We start from the raw sequence: 21535 nt of genomic DNA, 5'->3' as shown, positions 1-21535 counted from the left end.
AATTTAATAACATTAATTAATAAATTTACTATATAGCTAATATAAATTATATAAATCTATGAAAGCGAATAAATTAATAGCAGCTTCTGCCGTTGCTTTGCTTACAGTTGCTTGTGCAACTAACCCTCTCACAGGAAGAAAATCATTAAATTTTGTTTCAAACTCTCAAATTTTGCCTTTATCCTTCCAGCAGTATACTCAAGTTTTGTCATCGAGCAAATTAATTACCGGTACTGCTCAGTCCAGACAAGTATCTGAAGTTGGTAGTCGTATAAAAAATGCAGCTGAAGCATATTATAAATCCATAGGGCAGGAGGCTGCCTTAAATGGTTATGAGTGGCAATTTGTATTGATAGACGATCCAAAAACAATTAATGCCTGGTGTATGCCTGGAGGAAAAGTTGCTGTATATTCAGGAATTTTGCCCGTTACAAAAACCGATGCAGGACTGGCTGTTGTTTTGGGTCACGAAATTGCTCATGCACTGGCAGGTCATGGAGCTGAAAAAATTTCCCAGTCTTATGTTTCCCAGGTGGGGGGGCAACTGTTAAGTGGTGTTACAAGCAATCAACAATTAAAAGGAGTGATTAACGATTATTATCCAATAGCCAGTAATATTACTTTATTAAGATATGGCAGAAAACAAGAGACTGATGCTGATGCTATGGGACTTTATATAATGTCAATGGCGGGATATGATCCCAGAGAAGCACCTTTATTCTGGGAAAGAATGATAAAAGCAACTGAAGCTTCAGGGGGAAATAATACTCCTGAATTTTTATCAACCCACCCTAATCCGGAAAACAGAATCGCAGATCTTAACAAAGACATGTCAAAAGCGTTGGAATATTATAATTCCAGTCCTTATAAGAATAGTTCAGTAAAAAGTTATTCGGAAACTAAGAACACATCGACGTCTAAAAGTTCAAATGCTACTAACAATAAAGGAAGTAACAAAACAAATCAAAAACAAAATAAGGCGTATATGTATAAATAATATCATTTATGTATTAATAAATAAAAAGACTTAACTTATTAGGTTAAGTCTTTTTTTATCAGATATTAGAGTGATTTTTTTATTTCTAAATCTTTAACCGCTATTTGAGACCCTAAAGTAACGTATCCCATAGTAGTGGTAGAAAATTCTATCCTATCTATAGCTATAACAGATTTGCTGTTAAGAAGAAACTGTAATTTTGAGTTTGATATATGTATTGAGAAAGTATTATAGTCATCTAATTTTAAGTTCTCATTTTTATGCATATAATAAGTCTGAGCTTTGGAAGGATTGAGACTTTCTCTTGAAATACAGACTTCTTTCTTATCATTAATTCCAAAAAACAAATATTCTTTCGGATCTTTTATATTATCCGCTAAAATAATCAAACCACCTAAAGAACCTGCTTTGTAAAACTTATTAAATTTAATTGATGATTCGATCCATAAATTTTTTTCTTTAATTTGAGGCTCTATTAAAGAGAAGTTTATGACATTATCAAATTCATTGGTAGAAATAAATTGCCTGTCAACAATTTTATTTGACAAATAAGAAGTTGTAAGAGTATCCCATCCGTTATGGTTATTTTGAAAATCTTCTTTAAATAAAATTTTATTTTTTTGACAGGAAAATGCTAAACTTACGAATAAAGTTATAAGAATACTATGCTTGAACAAATTTTTTATCATACGTATTTGCTATTAAATTTTATATCTTGCTGTTGCAGCTACAGATAAATCTGAAAAAACATTATACTCATATTTTATACTTCCTACAACAGCAATCATTGCGGCATTATCCGTGGTATATTCAAATTTTGGTATAAAAGTTTTACAATTAAAAGTTTCTTCCAGCTTTAGGATTTCAGATCTCAATCTGGAATTTGCAGATACTCCTCCGGCAATCGCAATTTTATTTATTCCGGTTAATTTAACAGCTTCTTTAATTTTAATAAGTAGAGCATCCACAATTGTTTTTTGTACAGAAGCACATAAATCATGTAGGTTTTCCTGAATAAAGTCTGGATTTTTCTGTATTTCTTTTTGTATAAAATACAATACAGATGTTTTAATCCCACTAAATGAAAATTTTATTCCATCCAGCTTTGGCTGTGAAAATTTAAATTTATTTTCGTCTCCCAACTGTGCCATTTTATCTAAAAGCGGACCCGCCGGATAATTCAATCCCAATAATTTTCCTATTTTATCAAAAGCTTCGCCTGCAGCATCATCCAAAGTTTCTCCGAGAACAGAAAGAGTAAAATAATTATCGACCTTAACAATTTGAGTATGACCTCCGCTTACCGTTAAGCATAGAAAAGGAAAATTTATGGAATTAGCATTAGCGTCTTCAATAAAATGCGCAAAAATATGACCTTGCATATGGTTTACCTCAATCAAAGGAATTTGTAAAGACATAGCTAAAGATTTAGCAAAGCTGGTACCTACAAGCAAAGAACCTAATAATCCGGGACCACGTGTAAACGCGATTGCATCTATATCTTTTTTGGTTATATTTGCTTGTTGAATAGCTTGCTGAACAACAGGTACTATATTTTGCTGGTGTGCTCTTGATGCTAATTCAGGAACGACACCTCCGTAATTTTGGTGTACTTTTTGTGCAGAAACAATATTGGAAAGAATAGTTTTTCCTTTAATAATAGCTGCTGATGTATCATCGCAAGAAGATTCTATTCCTAAAATAATGGGTGTTTTCATTTATGGCAAAGTTAAAAATTAAAAAGATATTCAGAAGAATACTAAATACAGTATTATTTGCATTTTACATAATACTCTTTGTATTTCTGGCATTTATAGTAATAATCAATCTTCCTCCGGTTAAAGAAAAAATTGCGCAGGCAGGTATTGAATTTCTTAATAATCAATTTAAGACTCAAATATCTGTTAAAAGTGTTGAAGTAGATTATTTTGGTAATCTGGTTTTAAATGAGACAGCAGTCAAAGATCATCATAATTTCGATTTTATTAAAGTTAAAGAAGCAAAAGCTTTTTTTAGCACTTATTCATTAATAAAAAATTTATTGATTGATAAGAAAAACAGTCTTAAAATAAATCAGATTCGATTAAAAGAACCAGTAGTAAGAGTTATTACTTATAAAGGAGAAGATCGAGATAATTTTTCACTATTCATAGATAAATTTAAATCAGATAAACAATCATCGGATCAACCTTTTAAGCTTGAAGGAAGAGCAGATATTGTAAATGGTCAGTTTTCAATTGTCAGTCAAAATCAACCTAAAGAAGATCAGACCTGGCTGGATGCTAAAAATTTAAACCTGAAAGTCTCGAAAGTTAAAATTAACGGTTCTGATATAAATGTTTGGGTTGATTTATTTAATTTTAAAGGTAAGAGATATAATGATAATTATATTGTCAATCAGATTTCAGGACTTGTTCATTATTCTGAAACGGAATTATCGTTTAAAAATTTAATTTTGGAATCTGATACTTCCTTATTACTGGGCAGCCTTTACTTCAGACATACTAAAGAAAACGGATTAGCAAATTTTAGTGATCAGGTAAGTTGGGATTTGGATTTAAAAACAGGTAGTAAAATTTCCGGAAAAGATATAAGGTATTTCGTAAAAGACTGGAATTCAAATGCTATCATGCAAATATCTTCAACGGCAAAAGGACCGCTTAATAATCTGGTTTTAACAAATCCTATATTTTCATCAGAAAACACCTTTTTTACAGCTCCTTCTCTGAAATTAAAGGATTTAGTTCCATCTGAATCTGATAAATCTTTTGCAATAAACACTCAGGGAGCTAAATTACAAACTTCTTATCCATCATTAAAAAATTGGTTACCAAAATTCATATCTGCTAAAATTCCGGATATACTCACTAAATTTGGTACGGCAAATTATACGGGTGATTTTTCAATTGATAAAAATTCCATTGTTACGAAAGGTAGTCTGATAAGTGCTTTAGGGCTGGTAAAAGCAGATGCTAAGTTACATGATTACTCAACTGATCTTCCTAAGTATGAAGGAGAGGTGGAAACTACCGGTTTAAATCTGGCTCCGTTTACACAGTCATCTACAATTGGTCCTATAACTTCAAAAGTATATTTTGACGGCAAAGGTTTTAAATTAAACCATATGGATACCAAGTTTGACGGTAAACTCGAACAGATTGAGATTAACGGTAAAGTACTACATAATATAGCTGCCGTAGGTAATTTGAAAAATAAAGTTTTCAGGGGTAAAATAAATACCGAAGACAGCCATGCCAACTTTAACTTTGAGGGAAATCTTGACTTTTCCAGTAAAACTGTTAAAACTGAATTTTTAGCCGATATTAAAAAGTTAGATTTAAGTTATTTTACCACAGTGGTAGACAAAAATACTTCTTTTAAAGGTTTGGTAAATACTAACATATCTTTTAGTACTATCGATGATTTAATAGGGGAAATTAATCTTTCTCAAATACAGGTAACCAAAGATACGGTTACTACCGCCTACAATGATATTCAAATAAAGACAACCTCAGACAACGGTAACAGGAATTTTGATGTATTTTCTCCTAATATGATAACTGCTAACATTTATGGAAAATACAAACTTAATGATGTTCCAGCCATGTTGCAAGAGGGAATCGGTAACTTATTAGTAAACTATAAGCCTAAAAAGCGATTTGTTAATCAGGAATTTTCTTTTATTCTGGATATACAAAAAGATTTATTTGACTTATTAATGCTGGATGTTAATATTTCTCCCGGAACTACTATTATTGGCAGATATATTGGTGAGGGAAATCAGTTGCAGACACAGGTTATTTCACAATATATTTATTACAAAAACATAAAGCTAACTAATCCTAATCTTTTTCTGAATACGGCTGATTCGCTACGTCAATTTATGGGATCGCTATCTTCTTTTGAAATAGATAAAAATAAAATAGATAATATTAATTTTTCCGGTTTCAAAAGAAATGATACCTTATTTGCGTCTACGAACTTTTACCATGGAAAATACAAAGGAAAACAAACCAATTTCGACCTTAATTTATATCAGACACGTAGAGGTAATGATATGATTTATGGTTTCAGACCATCAGATATAAAATTAAACAAAGGAAAATGGACATTAAATCCCGATTTTAAACCAGATGAAGCTATTGTAAAGTATAATGTAATCACCAATAAGCTATCGCTGGAAAACATTGTAGTAAAATCAGGAGAATCAGAAGTGAACTTATCCGGAGAGTATGAATCCAAAGATAAATTTAATTTTGATTTAAATTTAAAGGAGGTAGAGCTTTCGAAAGTTATTCCTGAAAGCTTTTTAAAGGACATGACATTTGAAGGGATTGCTACGGGATCAGCCAAAATAACAAAAACTCCGCAGGAATTTAAACCGCTGGTAGATCTGGATGTCAGCGGATTGAAGTTTAATAATCAGCCTTTAGGAGATCTGATTATGGATGCTTCTTATGATGCTTCAGAAGATAAATACGTTCTGGATACTAAATTAATGAATAATGGAGTTAAGAATTTTTCTGCTGAAGGATTTATCAAAAACGAGACAGGAAAGCCCGCTCAAGTAGATATATCTTTAACTGCAAATAAGTTTAATGTAGCTCCTATAGGTACATTTTTGCAGGCAGTTTTTTCTAAATTCAGAGGAGAAGCAACCGGGGATGTTCATATTACCGGCGATTTGACTAATCCACAATATCAGGGAGTACTGGCAATGAATAACGTAGGTTTTACGGTAAATTTTTTAGGTGTCGATTACCAATTGACCAAAGAACAGGATTTACAAATTTCCAATGGTGTTTTTTATCTGGATAATATTGAATTAATGGATACGGTAAATGGTTCAAAAGGAACGGTTTATGGGGCATTGTTGACGAAAAATTTCCAGGAATGGGGATTGAACTTAGACTTTTCTACAGAAAAGCTGTTAGTTTTGAATACGACCATGAAGGAAAATGATTTGTTTTACGGGACTGTATATGCTTCGGGTACATTTTCAATTACAGGTTCCACAGTTTCCGGAATTGAAATTGCAGCCAAAGCAAGAGCTTTAAGTGGAAGTAACCTGACTATAAACAGCAGCAGTACAACAAACGCTACTGATATAAGTTTTATAAAATTCCTTCCTGATCAGCCGAAAGAAGGAGAAGAAACGGAAGTAAAACCACCTTTAGGCCTTACAATAAGTGCTGATGTCACCGCTGACAGTAATTCGGTAGTAAATCTTATCATCAGTCAGGAAACCGGAGATAGGATACAGGTGAGAGGTGACGCTAAAAACTTAAAATTTAATATGTCGCGTGCAGGAACCATAACAATGGAAGGTACGTATACAATTACCGGTGATAGTAAATATTACTATAATATGTTTGTAAATAAAGATTTTACAATTGTACCCGGTAGTAAGATACAATGGGAAAATAGAGGGCCTACAGAGGCTAATCTGGATATTACAGCTACCTATACCCGATTAGTTAGTAATATAGGAGACTATCTGGGTATATCTACAGTTCCAGCTACCAATGTCATAGTAAAAGCATTATTAACAGGTTATTTATCCAAGCCAAGCATCAATTTCGATATTGATGTCGAAGGAGCTTCTTCTATAAGGGATCAGTTAAGAAGTAAGATTAATAATAACGAAGGAGAAAAATATAATCAAGTTGCAGGAATAGTTGTTTTCGGAAGTTTCTTATCCGATAAAATGGGAGGGAGCAGTTATGCTTCTTCTGCATATGATATTGTTTTAAAACAATTAACCTCTGTTATCAATAACATTAGTGGTGTATTTTCTTTAGATGCTAACTTTAATGCAGGTTCTAGAGTGGAAAATACAAGCGATAGAATATCTATAGATCCTACCTTCAAACTAAACAACCGATTATCAATAGTCGGCTCTGTAAATATGCCACTGGAACAAAAGAGTGCAGCGGATGTTTGGACATATGGAGCTAAAATAAATTATGATATTTCAAAAAACAGTGATAAATCTTTAGTATTGAGCGGATTTTCCAAACCATCTACTTTTGGATTGGAGACTTCTTTACTAGGAAATTCAGGAGCCAATAATCAGGCTTATGGAGCGGGTATTGTCTATAAACGTTCATTTAATCGATTGAGTGACATTATAGGAAGAAAAAAGAAAGATAAAAAAAATAAATCAGACTCAATACAAGTAGCGCCTACTGAAGGAAAAAAATAAAAATATATCCCGATTTTTCGGGATATAATTTTTTATAATTGTTTGATACTTAAAAATATTAAAATAGTCCGATATTTGTAAAATCTTAACACTAAATTTGTAAAATGTCTTTAGAGCTTCAACTTAAAACGTTACCTAACAAGCCCGGTGTATATCAGTTTTTTGATGAGGAAAATAAAATTCTGTATGTAGGGAAAGCAAAAAATCTAAAAAAAAGAGTTATTTCTTATTTTAATAAAGAAAATTTCGGAAAGACTAAAGTTCTGGTTTCCAAAATTCGTAATATTAAAACGACAATTGTAGATACGGAATATGATGCATTGCTTCTGGAAAATAATTTGATTAAAGAATATTTGCCACGATACAACATCAGGTTAAAAGATGATAAAACCTATCCCTGGATTTGTATTAGAAAGGAGCCTTTTCCCAGAATATTTTTGACCCGTAAACTGGTATATGAAGGTTCGGAATATTATGGCCCTTATACATCTGTTATAGTTGCCAGAACCTTGCTGGAATTAATTAAAAGTATATATCCGCTACGAACCTGTAATCTGGATTTGAAAAAAGATAAAATTGAAGCTAATAAGTATTCAGTCTGTCTGGAATATCATATTCATAATTGTTTGGGGCCATGTGAAGAACACCAATCGCTAGAAAATTATCTGGACAATGTTCAGGAAATTCGTGAGATTATAAAGGGAAACATTACGGAACCCTTGAATTCTTTACGAAAAAAAATGATGACCTTTGCTGGTGATATGGAATTTGAGAAGGCTCAGCTAATTAAAGAAAAGCTGGATTTGCTTGAAAAATACCAGGCAAAATCAACAGTAATTTCACCCACTATTTCAAATGTAGATGTATTTGGAATAACTACAGATGAAACAGCAGCTTACGTAAATTATTTTAAAATTGTTAAAGGTAGAATTATTCAATCGTATACTACAGAAATAAAGAAAAAACTGGATGAATCTCCGGAAGAAATTCTGGAAAAAACCTTAGTGGAAATTAGAAAAAAATTTCAATCTTTTTCTAAAGAAATTTATTTGCCTTTTCCTATTGATTTGGATATACCTAATGTTAAATTATCTATTCCCAAGATAGGAGATAAGAAAAAAATTCTTGATTTATCGGAAAGAAATGCTAAAGAATACAGACTGGAAAAGCTTAAACAAGTTAAAATTATTGATCCTGAGCGCCATTCTAATAGAATAATGGCAGAAATGAAAATGTTACTTCATTTGCCTCAGGAACCACGCCTTATTGAAGGTTTTGATAATTCCAACATTCAAGGTACCAATCCGGTTTCTGCTTGTGTTGTTTTTCGAAATGGTAAGCCCAGTAAAGGAGAATATAGAATATTTAATGTTAAATCAGTGGAAGGGCCTAACGATTTTGCAACAATGGAAGAAGTCATTTTCCGCAGATACAGAAGACAGCTTGATGAAGGAAATGAACTACCTCAGCTTATATTAATTGATGGAGGAAAAGGTCAATTGAGTTCTGCCTATAAATCTTTGGAATTATTAGGCTTGGCTGGAAAAATTCCCATTATTGGTATAGCAAAAAGACTGGAAGAAATTTATTTTCCTCACGATTCTATTCCGCTATATTTAGATAAAACTTCAGAAACTCTAAAAGTTTTGCAAAAGGTAAGGGATGAGGCTCACAGATATGGAATTACCCGTCACAGAAATAAAAGAAGTAAAAATACATTTACTACAGAATTAGATAATATAAGCGGAATTGGAGAAAAAACCATCCAGCAGCTATTAAGCCATTTTAAATCTGTGCAAGCCATTAAAAAGGCAGCACCAGCTGAAATTGAAGAACTGATTGGTAAAAAAAGAGGAGATCTTTTGCAGGAATATTTTAGGTTAGATCATTCAAAATAGTAAATCCTGAAACTTTATTATAGTAGAAATATGAATATAGATAGATATTTTAGGTCTATTCATCTATAAAATAAGAGTTTATATAGATGTAGTGTAATTACTATAAAAAATGGTACCTTTTTTGTAAAGTAGTAAGCAAAAATATTGATGAAATGAAAATAAGTACAATTTCTAAACTAATTTTAGTCTCTACTTTTGTTATAAGTTTACAGTCGTGTGATACACAAGGTTCTTCTACTTCTACAACCTCTACTGCAGGTTTAAATACGGTCAAACAGATGATGACCTCAAGTACTAATCAGGGTTTTTCTGTGTTAGGTAATTCAAATTCATTTATTACCAATGCTTTAATTGAAGCTGTTATGCCTGATGAGCTCAAAAAAATTAATACAAAACTTGAAAATTTAGGTCTAAGCAGTCTGGTTACTAAAGAAAAAGAATATATTGGAAAGGCAGCAGAATCTTCTGTAAACGTAGCTAAGCCTATAATAACTTCCGCTATACAGGAAATGACTATTTCAGATGCTGTATCTATTTTATCCGGAGGTAAAGGAGCTGCTACGGAATATTTAAAAAATAAAACTCAATCTAAATTGATTGCAGCTATTCAACCTCAGGTAGAAAGTCAGTTAAATTCAAATGGATTAACCTCTTTAATTAATAATGCAACTAAAGATAAAAGCGTAAAAAGTGCAATTGATGCGTTATTAGGAAATAAACAATCTTCAACAAATTCGAATGTAAGTTCTTCCATAAGCCAATATGCATCACAACAAATTGTAGATGGCCTTTTTGAAGTTGCTAAAGATTATGAAATGAAAAATTCAATTTCTAAAAGTATACTTGGAACTTTGCTCGGAGGTAGTTCGAATTAATAATATTCAGTTAATATTAATATAAAAAAAGCCACTTTTTATTTAAGTGGCTTTTTTATGTTTAACTATAAATATGTTATTTGATCATTTCAAAACTACGTTTGATAAAATCAGTTAAATCTTTACCTTTGAGAATATTTTGAGACAGTTTTGCCAAATCAAGAGCTTGTCTAATAACTTTGGCTTTCTCCTCTTTATTATCTTTGGATAAAATTTCTGAAGCCAGCGGACTATTAGTGTTTACTACCAGATTATACATTTCAGGGAAATTACCCATCATTCCGTACATACCACCTCCCAATTGCTGCATATCCTTCATTCTTCTCATAAATTCGGGCTGTGTTAACATAAAAGGTGCATCATTTTTGCCTAGATTTTCCAGCTCAATTGTATAACTTTTAGAATCAATAGCTTCTTCCAGTTCTTTTTTCAGGTTTTCTTTTTCTTCATCTGAAAGAACAGATACTGTTTCTTCTTCTTTTTTAATCAAGTTGTTAATGTGATCTGCATCAACACGAACAAAAGATATATTTTCTTTAGAAGTTTCCAGTTTCTGAATTAAGTGAGATGTAATAGGAGAATCTAGAAGTAAAACTTCATATCCTTTATCTTTTACTGTTTGAATATATTGATCCTGTTCATGGATGTTGGAAGCATAAAGTATGATTAATTTTCCGTCTTTATCAGTTTGAAGATCTTTAATTTTATCTTTAAGCTCATCAAATGTATAATAAGTACCATCAACAGTAGGATATAATGCAAATTTGTCTGATTTTTCAAAGAATTTTTCTTCTGAAATCATTCCATATTCAATAACAACCTTTATATCATTCCATTTTTTCTCATAGTCTTCACGGTTTTCATTCATTAATGAAACCATTTTATCAGCCACTTTTTTCGTGATGTAAGAAGATATTTTTTTCACAGCACCATCAGCCTGAAGGTAGGAACGGGAAACATTCAACGGAATATCCGGAGAATCAATAACTCCTCGTAGTAACATTAAAAAGTCTGGAACAATTCCTTTAACTTCATCGGTTACAAATACTTGATTTTGATATAATTGTATTTTATCTTTATCAATATTTATATTGTTACCAAGTTTGGGGAAAAATAATATTCCGGTTAAATGAAAGGGGTAGTCAACATTTAAATGTATGTTGAATAATGGCTCATCAAACTGCATTGGATACAGCTCATGATAAAAAGCTTTGTAATCTTCCTCTTTTAATTCAGAAGGAGCTTTGGTCCAGGCAGGGTTGGGATTGTTAATGATATCATCTACAACTACTTTTTCTGGAGTAGCATCTTTATCTGCATCCTCTGGTAAAGGTAAAGTTTCTTCCTTAGTTCCAAATTTAATTGGAATAGGCATAAAACGATTATATTTTTGCAGTAATTCCCGTATTTTATATTCCTCTAAAAACTCCTGAGAATCTTCAGCTATATGAAGAATAATTTCAGTTCCACGATTAGTTTTATCTGAAGGGCCTAAATCAAATTGAGGGCTACCGTCACATACCCAATGAACCGCAGGTGCATCTGTAAATGATTTGGTAATAATTTCCACTTTATCCGCGACCATAAAAGATGAATAAAAACCTAGACCAAAATGTCCGATAATACCTTCTTTTTCAGCATCTTTATGTTTAGATATAAAATCTTCTGCACCCGAGAAAGCTACTTCATTGATATATTTTTGCACTTCTTCTTCCGTCATACCGATACCCTGATCGATAATATGAAGTGTTTTATTTTCTTTATCTATTTTAATTTCAATGATAGGACTACCATATTCAACCTTAGCTTCACCAATATTGGTTAAATGTTTAAGTTTTAGAGTAGCATCAGTTGCATTTGAAACTAATTCACGTAAAAATATCTCATGATCACTATATAAAAACTTTTTTATCAGAGGAAAAATGTTTTCTACTGATACATTGATATTACCTTTTGCCATATGTGTTATATCTTTTATTAAAATTTATTTTCCATTAAAAATCAAAAAAAATACCAACTCATTAATAGTGACAAATTGACGTTTTCGAAATTTTAGATGCTTACGTATTAGTATTAATTAGTAACTTTGGTATAAAGTAAAATAAAGAAAATACATGATCATAAGAAAAGCAAAAAAAGAAGATTGTCCGAGATTATTAGAGTTAGTAAGAGAATTAGCGGAATTTGAAAAGGCACCTGAAGAGGTTACAATCAAAATTGATCAATTTGAAAAAAGTGGATTTGGTAAACATCCTGTTTGGTGGGCTTTTGTTGCAGAAGATACAAAATCCGGAAGGGTGGTAGGTTTTGCTTTATATTATATTCGATTTTCAACATGGAAAGGTGAACGTATGTATCTGGAAGATATTATTGTGAGTAAGGACTGGAGAGGGAAGGGAGTAGGTAGTAAGCTTTTTGATTCTTTGCTTAAAGAAATGAAAAGTAATAATTTTTCGGGTATGACCTGGCAGGTATTGGAATGGAATGAACCGGCAATTAAATTTTATAAAAAATGTAAAGCCTCTTTCGATCCTGAGTGGATTAATTGTACGATTGAAAATAATTAAAAAATAATTAAATACAAATATTATGACTTTAGAAGTAATTTATCAAGGAGATCTTCACACAGATTCTGTTCATATTCAAAGTGGAGCGAAAATAGCCACAGATGCACCGGTAGATAATCATGGGAAAGGGGAAAGTTTCTCGCCTACCGATTTAGTGGCAAGTGCTTTGGCTAGCTGTATATTGTCGATTATGGGTATAAAATCACGTGAAATGAACATTGATTTAATAGGTACTCGTGCAGAAGTGACCAAGATAATGAATTCTTCTCCCAGAAGGATTGGTGAAATCAAAATAGATATTTATTTCCCCAATCTGAATTTAGATGAAAAGCAAAAAACTATTTTAGAGCGTGTAGCCCATACTTGCCCGGTATCCTTATCGCTTTCACCAGAGGTAGCTCAAACCATTTCGTTTACTTGGTAATATCTTTACTTTAATAATTGGTTTGCTGCATTTATTCCCTGTTGGAAGGCTTCTTCAAATAATGAATATCCTGTTAAATCAGTATGGGCAAAATATATTTTGTCGTTTATTGTTTTTGAAGCCTCCTTTTTTTCTTTACCAAAAATAAATCCTGGAACTGGAGCTATCATTCCATGACCTATTCGGTAAATTTCCATATTTTCAATGAAATTTTCTATATCAGGATGTGCTTTTTTTAGATCGTTAAGAATATAATTTCTCCAATAGTTTTCTGTTTTATTAAAAAGTTTTTTGCGTTCTAAATTTAAATCTGGACCTGAAAGGCATAAATAATAACTTATCACTTTTTTATCGTTTATCTGGTTTAAATTTTGATTCTGATTGTATATATACCCTAAGCCTTTTCCTTTATAAATCACATTATCCCATGAAAGAGGGAATTCACTATCGTGTAAGGCCGAATTGACAGTAAAAGTTGCAACAATCCAGGGACTATAATTAAAGTTTTTGGTAAATACATGTCTGTCTTTAATTAAATACTTGTTTATAAACTGAGGAGAGGAAACAATGACTTTTTCTGACTTTATAAGTGTAGATTGATTATTTTTTGAGTTAAATGCATGTACATGAACCTTATCTTTTTCCAAACCTACTTTGTAAGCCAAATGATTTTTATAGATATGGTTTATACAGCGTTTTTTAAGATGGGCTGCTAATCTTGCATTTCCTTCAGGCCATGTAAGAACAGCATCTGTCGCATATAAGTTTGCATTATTTTTTCTAGATGCAAAATAATGGATTCCAGCCCAAGCAGATACCGAATCTATACCTAAACCATAATCATCTTTACAACAATAATCGACATACCATAGCAATTCTTCAGCAGAAAAATTATTTTTTATCAACCAGTCTTTCATCGTAAGTTTATCGAGTGATTGTAGTGTTGTGTCCAGGCTAATAAATGAAAAAGGGATAGCAAAGAAAAATTTTCCATCGGCTCCTTTCATATTTCGGAATATGTCCATTTCTTTTAAAAAACGTTTAAATTCCAATTCAGAATCTTTACTACGCGTTGACTTAGGAATAAGTCCTTCTTGCCAAGAATTATTTATAAATAACCGTTCGTGAGGAGCAAAAGATAATTGTTCTTCATCATAAACCGGAATTCCTTCTTTGTAATTAATTATTATATTAGATTCATAAAGGAAATTAAGTAACTCCTTATTTTCCTTATCTGGTAGAGGTAAATAATGCGCACCTCTGGGGTATGAAGAAATATTATTTCTGCCTGATGATGCATTTCCACCAATTTCATCACTCATTTCAAGTAGTGCAAAATCTGTAATACCTTTACTAATTAATTGTCTTGCAGCGGAAAGCCCTGAAATACCTCCTCCAATAATTAAATATTTTACTTCTTTAATACCGGAAACCTCTGGAAAATTTTTACTCCATAGCCGATGTCCTAAAATATGATTAGTGCCGGTAAGGTTTATGAGTAATTTTTTTGCTTTTTGCTTACATTGAAGTAAAAAAGGAGTTATGAACAATCCGATAAATGAAAGTTTGAAAAATTCTCTTCGATTATAATTTTCTTTATTCATTTTAGCAGTTCTTTATTGAATCTTTCCCCATTCTTCATCAAAATACCTTACTAAAACCTGATTGTCTAAACGATTTACTTCAATATCCTTAGCTAACATGTCTTTGGTAAATAAGGTAAAATCATAAAAATTATATGTGTAGAATCGTAAATTACTTATTTTCCTTTGTATTTTATGAAAATCAGTTTTAGAAGATTTAGCAGATAAAGTAAATCCCCATTCTCCAAAAGAAGGAACATATACGTGATAAGCTTCAACTTTAGGAAAAACCTGTTTTATAGTTTCAGCGATGCACCAAAATGACCTTGGCGCAAAATATGGTGAAGTAGTTTGTATTGCAACTATAGCTTCTGGAGTAATTTTATTATATAAAGCTTTGTAAAAACCCACGGAATATAATTTACCTAAACTATAGTTAGAAGGATCCGGAAAATCGACAATTACAACATCAAATTTTTTATCGCAATTTTTAATCCAAATGTAAGCATCAGAATTAATAATTTTAACTTTTTCATTCCAAAGAGAATTGAGGTTTAGTTTCGTTAACAATGAGTTATTTTTAAATAATTTAGTCATCCCTTCGTCTAAATCAACCAAAGTGATATTTTTAACATCTCTATATTTAAGAACTTCTCTCACGGCAAGTCCGTCTCCTCCTCCCAGAATAAGTACATTTTCAACATTTGAGGCCAGAGACATGGCTGGATGAACAAGTGCTTCATGATATCTATATTCATCGGCAGAACTGAATTGCAGGTTATTGTTTAAATATAATCTGTATTCGTTGTGGTTATGAGTTAGAACAATTCTTTGATAAGAAGTAGAATGAGTATATACTATTGTTTCACCATACATTTTTTCTTCTGAAAAAGATAAAATTTTCTCAGAAAAGATAAAAGCAACCAGTAAAATTACAAAAGAACTTACAGCTTTAATTTGCAAAATAATAACATTTTTTAGCTCTCTTTTTAAGTGGAAAGCAAGAAATATAGCAATACTGACATTTATCATTCCAAAAAACAAGGAAGTTTTCATTAATCCCAATTTAGGAACTAGTATAAGTGGAAAAAGTATAGAAGCGATCAATGCTCCTATATAATCAAAGGTAAAAACATTGGAAACTAAATCTTTAAAACCTATTCTACCTTTAAGAATGTTCATAAGAATTGGAATCTCTAAGCCTACTAAACAGCCGGTAAGAAACACAAGTAAGTAAAGTGTAAACTGAAAAAAACTAGCAATATTGAAGATTAAAAAAAGTATAACTGAACTTAATCCTCCAATGAGTCCAACCAAAATTTCTACTTCAACAAATACATTTAGTAAATTTTTATTAAAGAATTTTGAAAAATATGAACCTATTCCCATGGAAAATAAGTAAACCCCTATAATAAATGAAAATTGTTTTACTGAATCACCTAATAAATAGCTAGCTAAAGCACCAGCAACCAATTCATATACCAGCCCACAGGTAGCGATTATAAAAACGGAAAAAAGAAGTAAATATTCGAACTTAATTTTATCCATGTATTGCTGCACTTATTATAAGTGAAATGCCTAATATAGATGCAGCTAATACAATAGCTAAAGCTATGTTGCCATTTTCTGATATTTCTTTCCAGGTTTTTTCAGGTGTAAGTTTTTCAATGATGTAATAGGATATAATTAAGATTAATAATCCTAAACCTGAAAATACTAATGAATTGATTATAACTTTTAATGATATGTCCATACTTATATTTTTATATATTTATTTATGATAAAAGAAAGATCTCGAATGATTTCTGTTTTGACTATTGCTTGTACTGGATTTTTCTGTTTTTGTACAATCACATATCCGGTTACCCGTGAATGTGTAAAGGAAATAAAAAAGTAATGCTAAGCAACCAATAATAAGTGATGTTTTATTGTTTTTAATAAAATGTAATAATTTCATAACTTAATTATTTTGATTAAACTTAATTCTATTATATAAAACGTTTACGACGAAAATAAGTACTAAAATAACAACTAAACCTCCAATAATTATCAAAAGATTCCAATATGAAGGTTTTATCCATAATACTTCAATTTTCATTGAGTGTCTGCTTACACTTGATTTATCTGCAGACATGGTAAATTCCATGTGATACTTTCCTTTACCTACTCCACACAGTTTTACAATACCTTCACGGTTTCCTTCAGACCACGTTTCACCTTCGCTATATCCGTAATAATATTCAATATCTTTAAATGCATACTCTTTATTATTATTAGATTCATTTACCAAGACCATATCGCAACTAGTCCAAGAATTAGAAACGGAGGAATACAGTTTAATTATTAAATTTCCAACTCTATCTTCAACTTCAAATGATGGTGTAATAAAAACCTCATTATTATAATATTCAACATTAGTATCTAGAATTTCCTGATTTTTTTCTTTTGAATATGCCCAATAATGAAAACCAGCTAGAAATAAAGATATAAATATAAAGATTAAAGACATATTTTTCACATTAATTAAAAATGGCTGAAGGAGGCCATAACCTTTTTTAGGAGGTAATGACAAGCTTCCAAAAGCTATTTTCATTTCTTTGTGAGTAAAATATTTACCTACATAAATCGACTTTTCTAATGATTCCTCAATAGATAACAAATAGGGGGTGTTATCATATTCCAGAGTCTTATAAGGTAAAGATGGGTTGAAGTCGAAAAAGCCTAAAGCTGAAACTAATTTTACATTATTTTCTTTAAATTTTGAAGAAATAGAAGAGGGTAATTTATTTTTAGATAATTTTCTAACTTCTTTTAAATCTTCGACCTCTTTTAGTATAGTCCAATGACCTTTATATTCTGAAAGATAAATAAAATCTAATGTTTCCGATTGTAAAATATATTCCGTCCACTCATAAAATTCATCGTCTTTTTTGATTAGAATACCTGTTACAGTGTATTCTTGACTATCAAAAATACCTTTCTGGCCTAAAACTAAAATAGTATGGATATTTTTACGCAAAGATTTTAATAATTGCCAATTATTGGATTTAAAAACAAAGAGTCTTTTGCATTTGGCACATGCAAAATATAAGTAATTGTTTCCAAAACTTGAGGAGTTATTTTTAGAACATTTTGGGCAGCGAACAATCATAGGTTATCTATAAATTTCATGTTTAGAGATTATGTCAGCATTAAAGAAATATATATATTCTTCTGAAATATCTTTTACTTTTTGATTATTGTTTTGAAAATAATTACATAAATAAATATCAAGGGTCAATGTGCTAAGTTCCGGCCATGTATGAATGCAAATATGAGATTCTTTAAGACAAAATGCAGAAGTAAAACCACCGTTGTCAAAAACAAATGATGAGCAACCTACTTTTTCGAGCTCATACTTAACTAGTATTTTTTTCGTAAAAAATAAAAATTCATCTAAAGATAGCAGTTTGTTACTTTCATTAACTTTTAAAGTTAATAAAGAGTGAAGACCAAGGTAATTCATAAGAACTATACAACAAATTAAGTTTTGCAAATATATAAAATACGTTTTTATTTTTATTATATTTATAATGTTGAAAAATTAGTATAAAATAATTAACATAACTTTAACTTGATGGCTAATGAGATACTCTTTAATTTTGCATAAATTAAAATATTACACTAAATGAAAAATAAATTATTTCTTATCGGATGTTTAGCTTTTTCTTTTGTTTTTTCACAAAACCACCATTGGGGGTATGACGGAGAAGGTTCGCCGGAACACTGGGGGGAAATGCAAGGTGGTGAACAATGCGGAAAAGGTAAGTATCAATCACCTATTAATATTACCAAGTCTAAGCTTGATAAAAAACTACCTAAGATCATTTTTAATTATGGTTCTGGTGAAATTGATGAAATAGAGGATAATGGTCACTCTTTGCAATTCGATTTTAAAGAAGGTAGTACTATAACGTACAATAACAAAGTATATACTTTAGCTCAGTTTCATGCTCATGAAGAGTCAGAACATAAAATTGACGGTATCAGATATCCTTTAGAGCTTCACTTTGTTCACAGAGCTCAAGACGGTTCTGTATTGGTAATAGCAGTTATGGTAAAAGACGGACCTGAAAATTCATATTTTGAAAAACTGGATGTATTTAAAAAATTAGGTAAACACAGTAAAGAAGAGACTCATATAGTATTTAATCCTGAAAAAATGTATCCAAAAAAGAAATCGTATTATACCTATGTAGGATCTTTAACTACACCCCCTTGTGCTGAAAATGTTACCTGGATAGTGTTTAAAAATCCTATTGATATGACTGAGCAAGAAATTGATGAAATAGCAGACCACTTACCTAAAAGTAATAATCGTCCTATTCAACCACTTCACGACAGAATTATTTTAAATAATTAATAATTAATGAGAAGCTATTGATTTTGACTGACAAAAAAATATATTAATTTTGCAATATGTTAGACAATACAAAATCAGTAGCTTTTCACACTTTAGGGTGTAAATTAAACTTTGCAGAAACTTCTACGATAGCCAGACAATTGCTTGAGTTAGGTTTTAAAAAAGTTCTTTTTGATGATAGTGCAGATGTATATATTATTAATACATGCTCAGTTACAGATAATGCTGACAAAGAATGCAAAACCATAGTTAAAAGGGCTTTAAATAAAAATCCGGAAGCATTAATTTGCGTTATCGGATGCTATGCTCAGCTAAAACCTAAAGAAATTGCAGAGATAGAAGGCGTAGATTTAGTATTGGGAGCTAAGGAAAAGTTTAATATATATAAATACATACTTGAATTAAAAAAAGATTCGGACGCTCAAATTCATTCATGTGAAATTGATGAGGCTGATTTTTTTGTAGGTTCTTACTCGATAGGCGATCGAACACGTGCATTTCTTAAAGTACAGGATGGTTGTGATTATAAATGTACTTACTGCACAATTCCATTAGCAAGAGGAATTTCCAGATCATCCACACTTGAAAATGTTTTAATTCAGGCTCAGGAGATCTCTAAGAAGAATATTAAAGAGATTGTTTTGACAGGGGTTAATATAGGAGACTATGGAAAAGGAGAATTCGGAAATAAAAAGCATGAACACACTTTTTTTGAATTAGTAAAAGAATTAGACAAAGTTCCCGGTATTGAAAGAATACGCATATCTTCCATAGAGCCTAACCTGTTAAAAAATGAAACCATTGACTTTGTTAGTCAGTCAAAAGTATTTGTACCTCACTTTCATATACCCTTACAATCGGGCTCAGATGATATATTAAAGAAAATGAAACGCCGGTACTTGTCCGGACTATACAAAGAAAGAGTATCTAAGATACGTTCAGTTATTGCAGATGCTTGTATTGGAGTAGATGTTATTGTAGGATTTCCTGGAGAAACGGAAGAAAAGTTTATGGAAACCTATAATTTTATACAAAGCTTACCTATTAGTTATTTACATGTATTTACTTACTCTGAAAGGGAAAACACTGAAGCTATAGCTATGGAGGGAGTAGTTTCAATAAGTGAAAGAAAAAAAAGAAATAAGATGCTTAAAATTTTATCTGAGAAAAAACGTCATGCATTTTATGAATCTCAATTAGGTAAAATTAAAACAGTATTATGGGAACATGAAAACAAAAATGGAATGATGTTTGGTTATACAGAAAATTATGTGAGAGTAACTCAGCCATATAATGAAAAATTAATAAATCAGTTAGAGGAAATTTATCTGGATTCTATTGATGCGTCAGGTAATGTATTAGTGAAGTCAGCAATATTTCATAATACATTTGTTATTGGTTAGAGTTAATTTACTCATTAAAAACTGTTTTTGCTATATATGAAAGAAGAATAGAGAGATTTGCATATATCGAGCCTCTAACCAATAAACAAATTCTACATACACACTATTTACTAATTAGTATTTTAACTAATCGTATTTCAAAGGTCTAAAAACTAAGGTGAAATATACAGATCAATATTTCTCTAAAAGTGTTCTAAAAGTCGAATACATAAGTTTTAGATAAGTACAATTTATTAATAATTAGTAAAACTATCATTTTTCTGAGTTATGAACGGACAAGATGAAAAAATTCATAAAATAACATTAAGTAATTATCCTGTCAGTAACACTGAAACTACAATTAAAAATTTATTAATTCCGGATAATTCTTTTCCGGTTGTAATCCATCAGTTATATATAGTTGAAGGCATAATTATTTGTATATGTAAAGAGGGTAGAGGTAAGGTTAAAATAAACATGAACGAACATGAAATAGTTCCTGATAAAATTATATTTTTTATGCCAGGGCAGGTGATAGAGCCTCTTGTCTGGGGAGAAAATATTAAATTACAATCTTTATTTTTTTCAATCGATTTTTTGCTGGAATTTAATCCTGTATTTGACATAAAAACCATAAATAAAATAAGGAATATTCCTTGTTTAAGTATTAGTAAGGATATAATTCATAATCTTAGTGATTTTCATTCATTAATTGTTAAATATTATGAAAAAAATACTCATATTTTTCAGGAAAAAATTATCAAAACAATATTGCTAGCGTTTTTAACGGAGCTTGCCGGGATATATTATTCAGTCGAAATTGAAAAAAACTTTGTTTCTATAAGAAAAGATGAATTGTATAATAAATTCATTCAATTATTATTAAAGTTTCATAAAAAAGAGCGAAGCGTAGGGTTTTATGCCGAGAAAATGTTTTTAACACCCAAGTATCTGTCTAAGATTATTAAGGATATAAGTGGAGTATCTGCCACGGAGTGGATAAACAGAATGGTTATGATTACAGCCAAAAATTTATTAAAAACCTCTAATTTAACTGTTCTGCAAATTTCAGAGGAATTAAATTTTCCAAATCCCTCTTTTTTTAGTAAATTTTTTAAAAAAAACAGAGGCTTATCTCCAATAGAATATAGAAAAAAATAAATTTAGCAAACTTATCTTTAAAAATATTTACCAGAATTTTG

17 protein-coding genes are annotated in these 21535 nt (G+C 30.7%); 9 read left to right on the top strand and 8 right to left on the bottom strand.

Features of this window, described 5'->3' with window-relative positions:
* Positions 1-58: 58 nt before the first annotated feature.
* A complete protein-coding gene (locus EOV51_RS12220) occupies positions 59-997 on the top strand; it encodes a M48 family metallopeptidase (RefSeq protein ID WP_128152810.1) in 939 nt (312 codons plus the stop codon).
* Between the two features lie 65 nt (positions 998-1062).
* Here the strand turns inward: EOV51_RS12220 and EOV51_RS12215 are convergent, their stop codons facing one another.
* Both EOV51_RS12215 and tsaD read right to left on the bottom strand, forming a co-directional pair.
* On the bottom strand, positions 1063-1686 hold the full coding sequence (locus EOV51_RS12215; RefSeq protein ID WP_128152809.1) for a hypothetical protein: 624 nt from the start codon (positions 1684-1686) through the stop codon (positions 1063-1065).
* 12 nt (positions 1687-1698) lie between these two features.
* A complete protein-coding gene (tsaD, locus tag EOV51_RS12210; protein ID WP_128152808.1) occupies positions 1699-2715 on the bottom strand; it encodes a tRNA (adenosine(37)-N6)-threonylcarbamoyltransferase complex transferase subunit TsaD in 1017 nt (338 codons plus the stop codon).
* Between the two features lie 2 nt (positions 2716-2717).
* Between tsaD and EOV51_RS12205 the strand changes: the two genes are divergently transcribed.
* From EOV51_RS12205 to EOV51_RS12195, 3 genes are all read left to right on the top strand, one after another.
* Positions 2718-7202 carry a translocation/assembly module TamB domain-containing protein gene (locus EOV51_RS12205; RefSeq protein ID WP_128152807.1) on the top strand — a complete coding sequence of 1495 codons (4485 nt, stop codon included), beginning with the start codon at positions 2718-2720 and terminating at the stop codon, positions 7200-7202.
* Between the two features lie 104 nt (positions 7203-7306).
* Complete coding sequence (uvrC, locus tag EOV51_RS12200; protein ID WP_128152806.1) at positions 7307-9100, top strand: excinuclease ABC subunit UvrC; 1794 nt, start codon at positions 7307-7309, stop codon at positions 9098-9100.
* A 152-nt stretch (positions 9101-9252) separates the two neighbouring features.
* Complete coding sequence (locus tag EOV51_RS12195; RefSeq protein WP_128152805.1) at positions 9253-9975, top strand: DUF4197 domain-containing protein; 723 nt, start codon at positions 9253-9255, stop codon at positions 9973-9975.
* A 76-nt stretch (positions 9976-10051) separates the two neighbouring features.
* On the opposite strand, the gene htpG is transcribed toward EOV51_RS12195, so the two are convergent.
* Positions 10052-11935, bottom strand: coding sequence for a molecular chaperone HtpG (htpG, locus tag EOV51_RS12190; RefSeq protein WP_128152804.1), 1884 nt, complete (start codon positions 11933-11935; stop codon positions 10052-10054).
* Positions 11936-12089: 154 nt separating this feature from the next.
* Between htpG and EOV51_RS12185 the strand changes: the two genes are divergently transcribed.
* Positions 12090-12542: a GNAT family N-acetyltransferase gene (locus EOV51_RS12185; protein ID WP_128152803.1), complete on the top strand. Its 453-nt coding sequence runs from the start codon at positions 12090-12092 to the stop codon at positions 12540-12542.
* Between the two features lie 22 nt (positions 12543-12564).
* Entirely contained in the window at positions 12565-12966 is a 402-nt protein-coding gene (locus EOV51_RS12180) for an OsmC family protein (RefSeq protein WP_128152802.1), read from the top strand.
* Positions 12967-12971: 5 nt separating this feature from the next.
* On the opposite strand, the gene EOV51_RS12175 is transcribed toward EOV51_RS12180, so the two are convergent.
* The 5 genes from EOV51_RS12175 to EOV51_RS12150 all read right to left on the bottom strand — a co-directional run bounded on the left by EOV51_RS12175 (position 12972) and on the right by EOV51_RS12150 (position 18054).
* Positions 12972-14570 carry a flavin monoamine oxidase family protein gene (locus EOV51_RS12175; RefSeq protein ID WP_128152801.1) on the bottom strand — a complete coding sequence of 533 codons (1599 nt, stop codon included), beginning with the start codon at positions 14568-14570 and terminating at the stop codon, positions 12972-12974.
* A 12-nt stretch (positions 14571-14582) separates the two neighbouring features.
* On the bottom strand, positions 14583-16097 hold the full coding sequence (locus EOV51_RS12170; RefSeq protein ID WP_128152800.1) for a polyamine aminopropyltransferase: 1515 nt from the start codon (positions 16095-16097) through the stop codon (positions 14583-14585).
* Positions 16090-16302 carry a DUF350 domain-containing protein gene (locus EOV51_RS12165; RefSeq protein ID WP_128152799.1) on the bottom strand — a complete coding sequence of 71 codons (213 nt, stop codon included), beginning with the start codon at positions 16300-16302 and terminating at the stop codon, positions 16090-16092. The genes EOV51_RS12170 and EOV51_RS12165 overlap by 8 nt, the downstream gene beginning before the upstream one ends.
* 207 nt (positions 16303-16509) lie before the next feature.
* A complete protein-coding gene (locus EOV51_RS12155; protein WP_164875308.1) occupies positions 16510-17568 on the bottom strand; it encodes a DUF4178 domain-containing protein in 1059 nt (352 codons plus the stop codon).
* A 135-nt stretch (positions 17569-17703) separates the two neighbouring features.
* Positions 17704-18054, bottom strand: a complete 351-nt coding sequence (locus EOV51_RS12150; protein ID WP_128152796.1) for an S-adenosylmethionine decarboxylase family protein — start codon at positions 18052-18054, stop codon at positions 17704-17706.
* 162 nt (positions 18055-18216) lie between these two features.
* Between EOV51_RS12150 and EOV51_RS12145 the strand changes: the two genes are divergently transcribed.
* The 3 genes from EOV51_RS12145 (at position 18217) to EOV51_RS12135 (ending at position 21494) form a co-directional block, all read left to right on the top strand.
* On the top strand, positions 18217-18951 hold the full coding sequence (locus tag EOV51_RS12145; protein WP_128152795.1) for a carbonic anhydrase: 735 nt from the start codon (positions 18217-18219) through the stop codon (positions 18949-18951).
* Positions 18952-19007: 56 nt separating this feature from the next.
* Positions 19008-20354, top strand: a complete 1347-nt coding sequence (mtaB, locus tag EOV51_RS12140; RefSeq protein WP_128152794.1) for a tRNA (N(6)-L-threonylcarbamoyladenosine(37)-C(2))-methylthiotransferase MtaB — start codon at positions 19008-19010, stop codon at positions 20352-20354.
* 267 nt (positions 20355-20621) lie between these two features.
* Complete coding sequence (locus EOV51_RS12135) at positions 20622-21494, top strand: helix-turn-helix domain-containing protein (RefSeq protein WP_128152793.1); 873 nt, start codon at positions 20622-20624, stop codon at positions 21492-21494.
* The last annotated feature ends 41 nt before the right edge of the window (positions 21495-21535 follow it).

The sequence above is a fragment of the Apibacter raozihei genome, assembly GCF_004014855.1.
Taxonomy (GTDB): Bacteria; Bacteroidota; Bacteroidia; order Flavobacteriales; family Weeksellaceae; genus Apibacter; species Apibacter raozihei.
The sequence above is the reverse complement of the archived record's forward strand: the minus strand, read 5'-3'. Positions and strand labels throughout refer to the sequence as shown.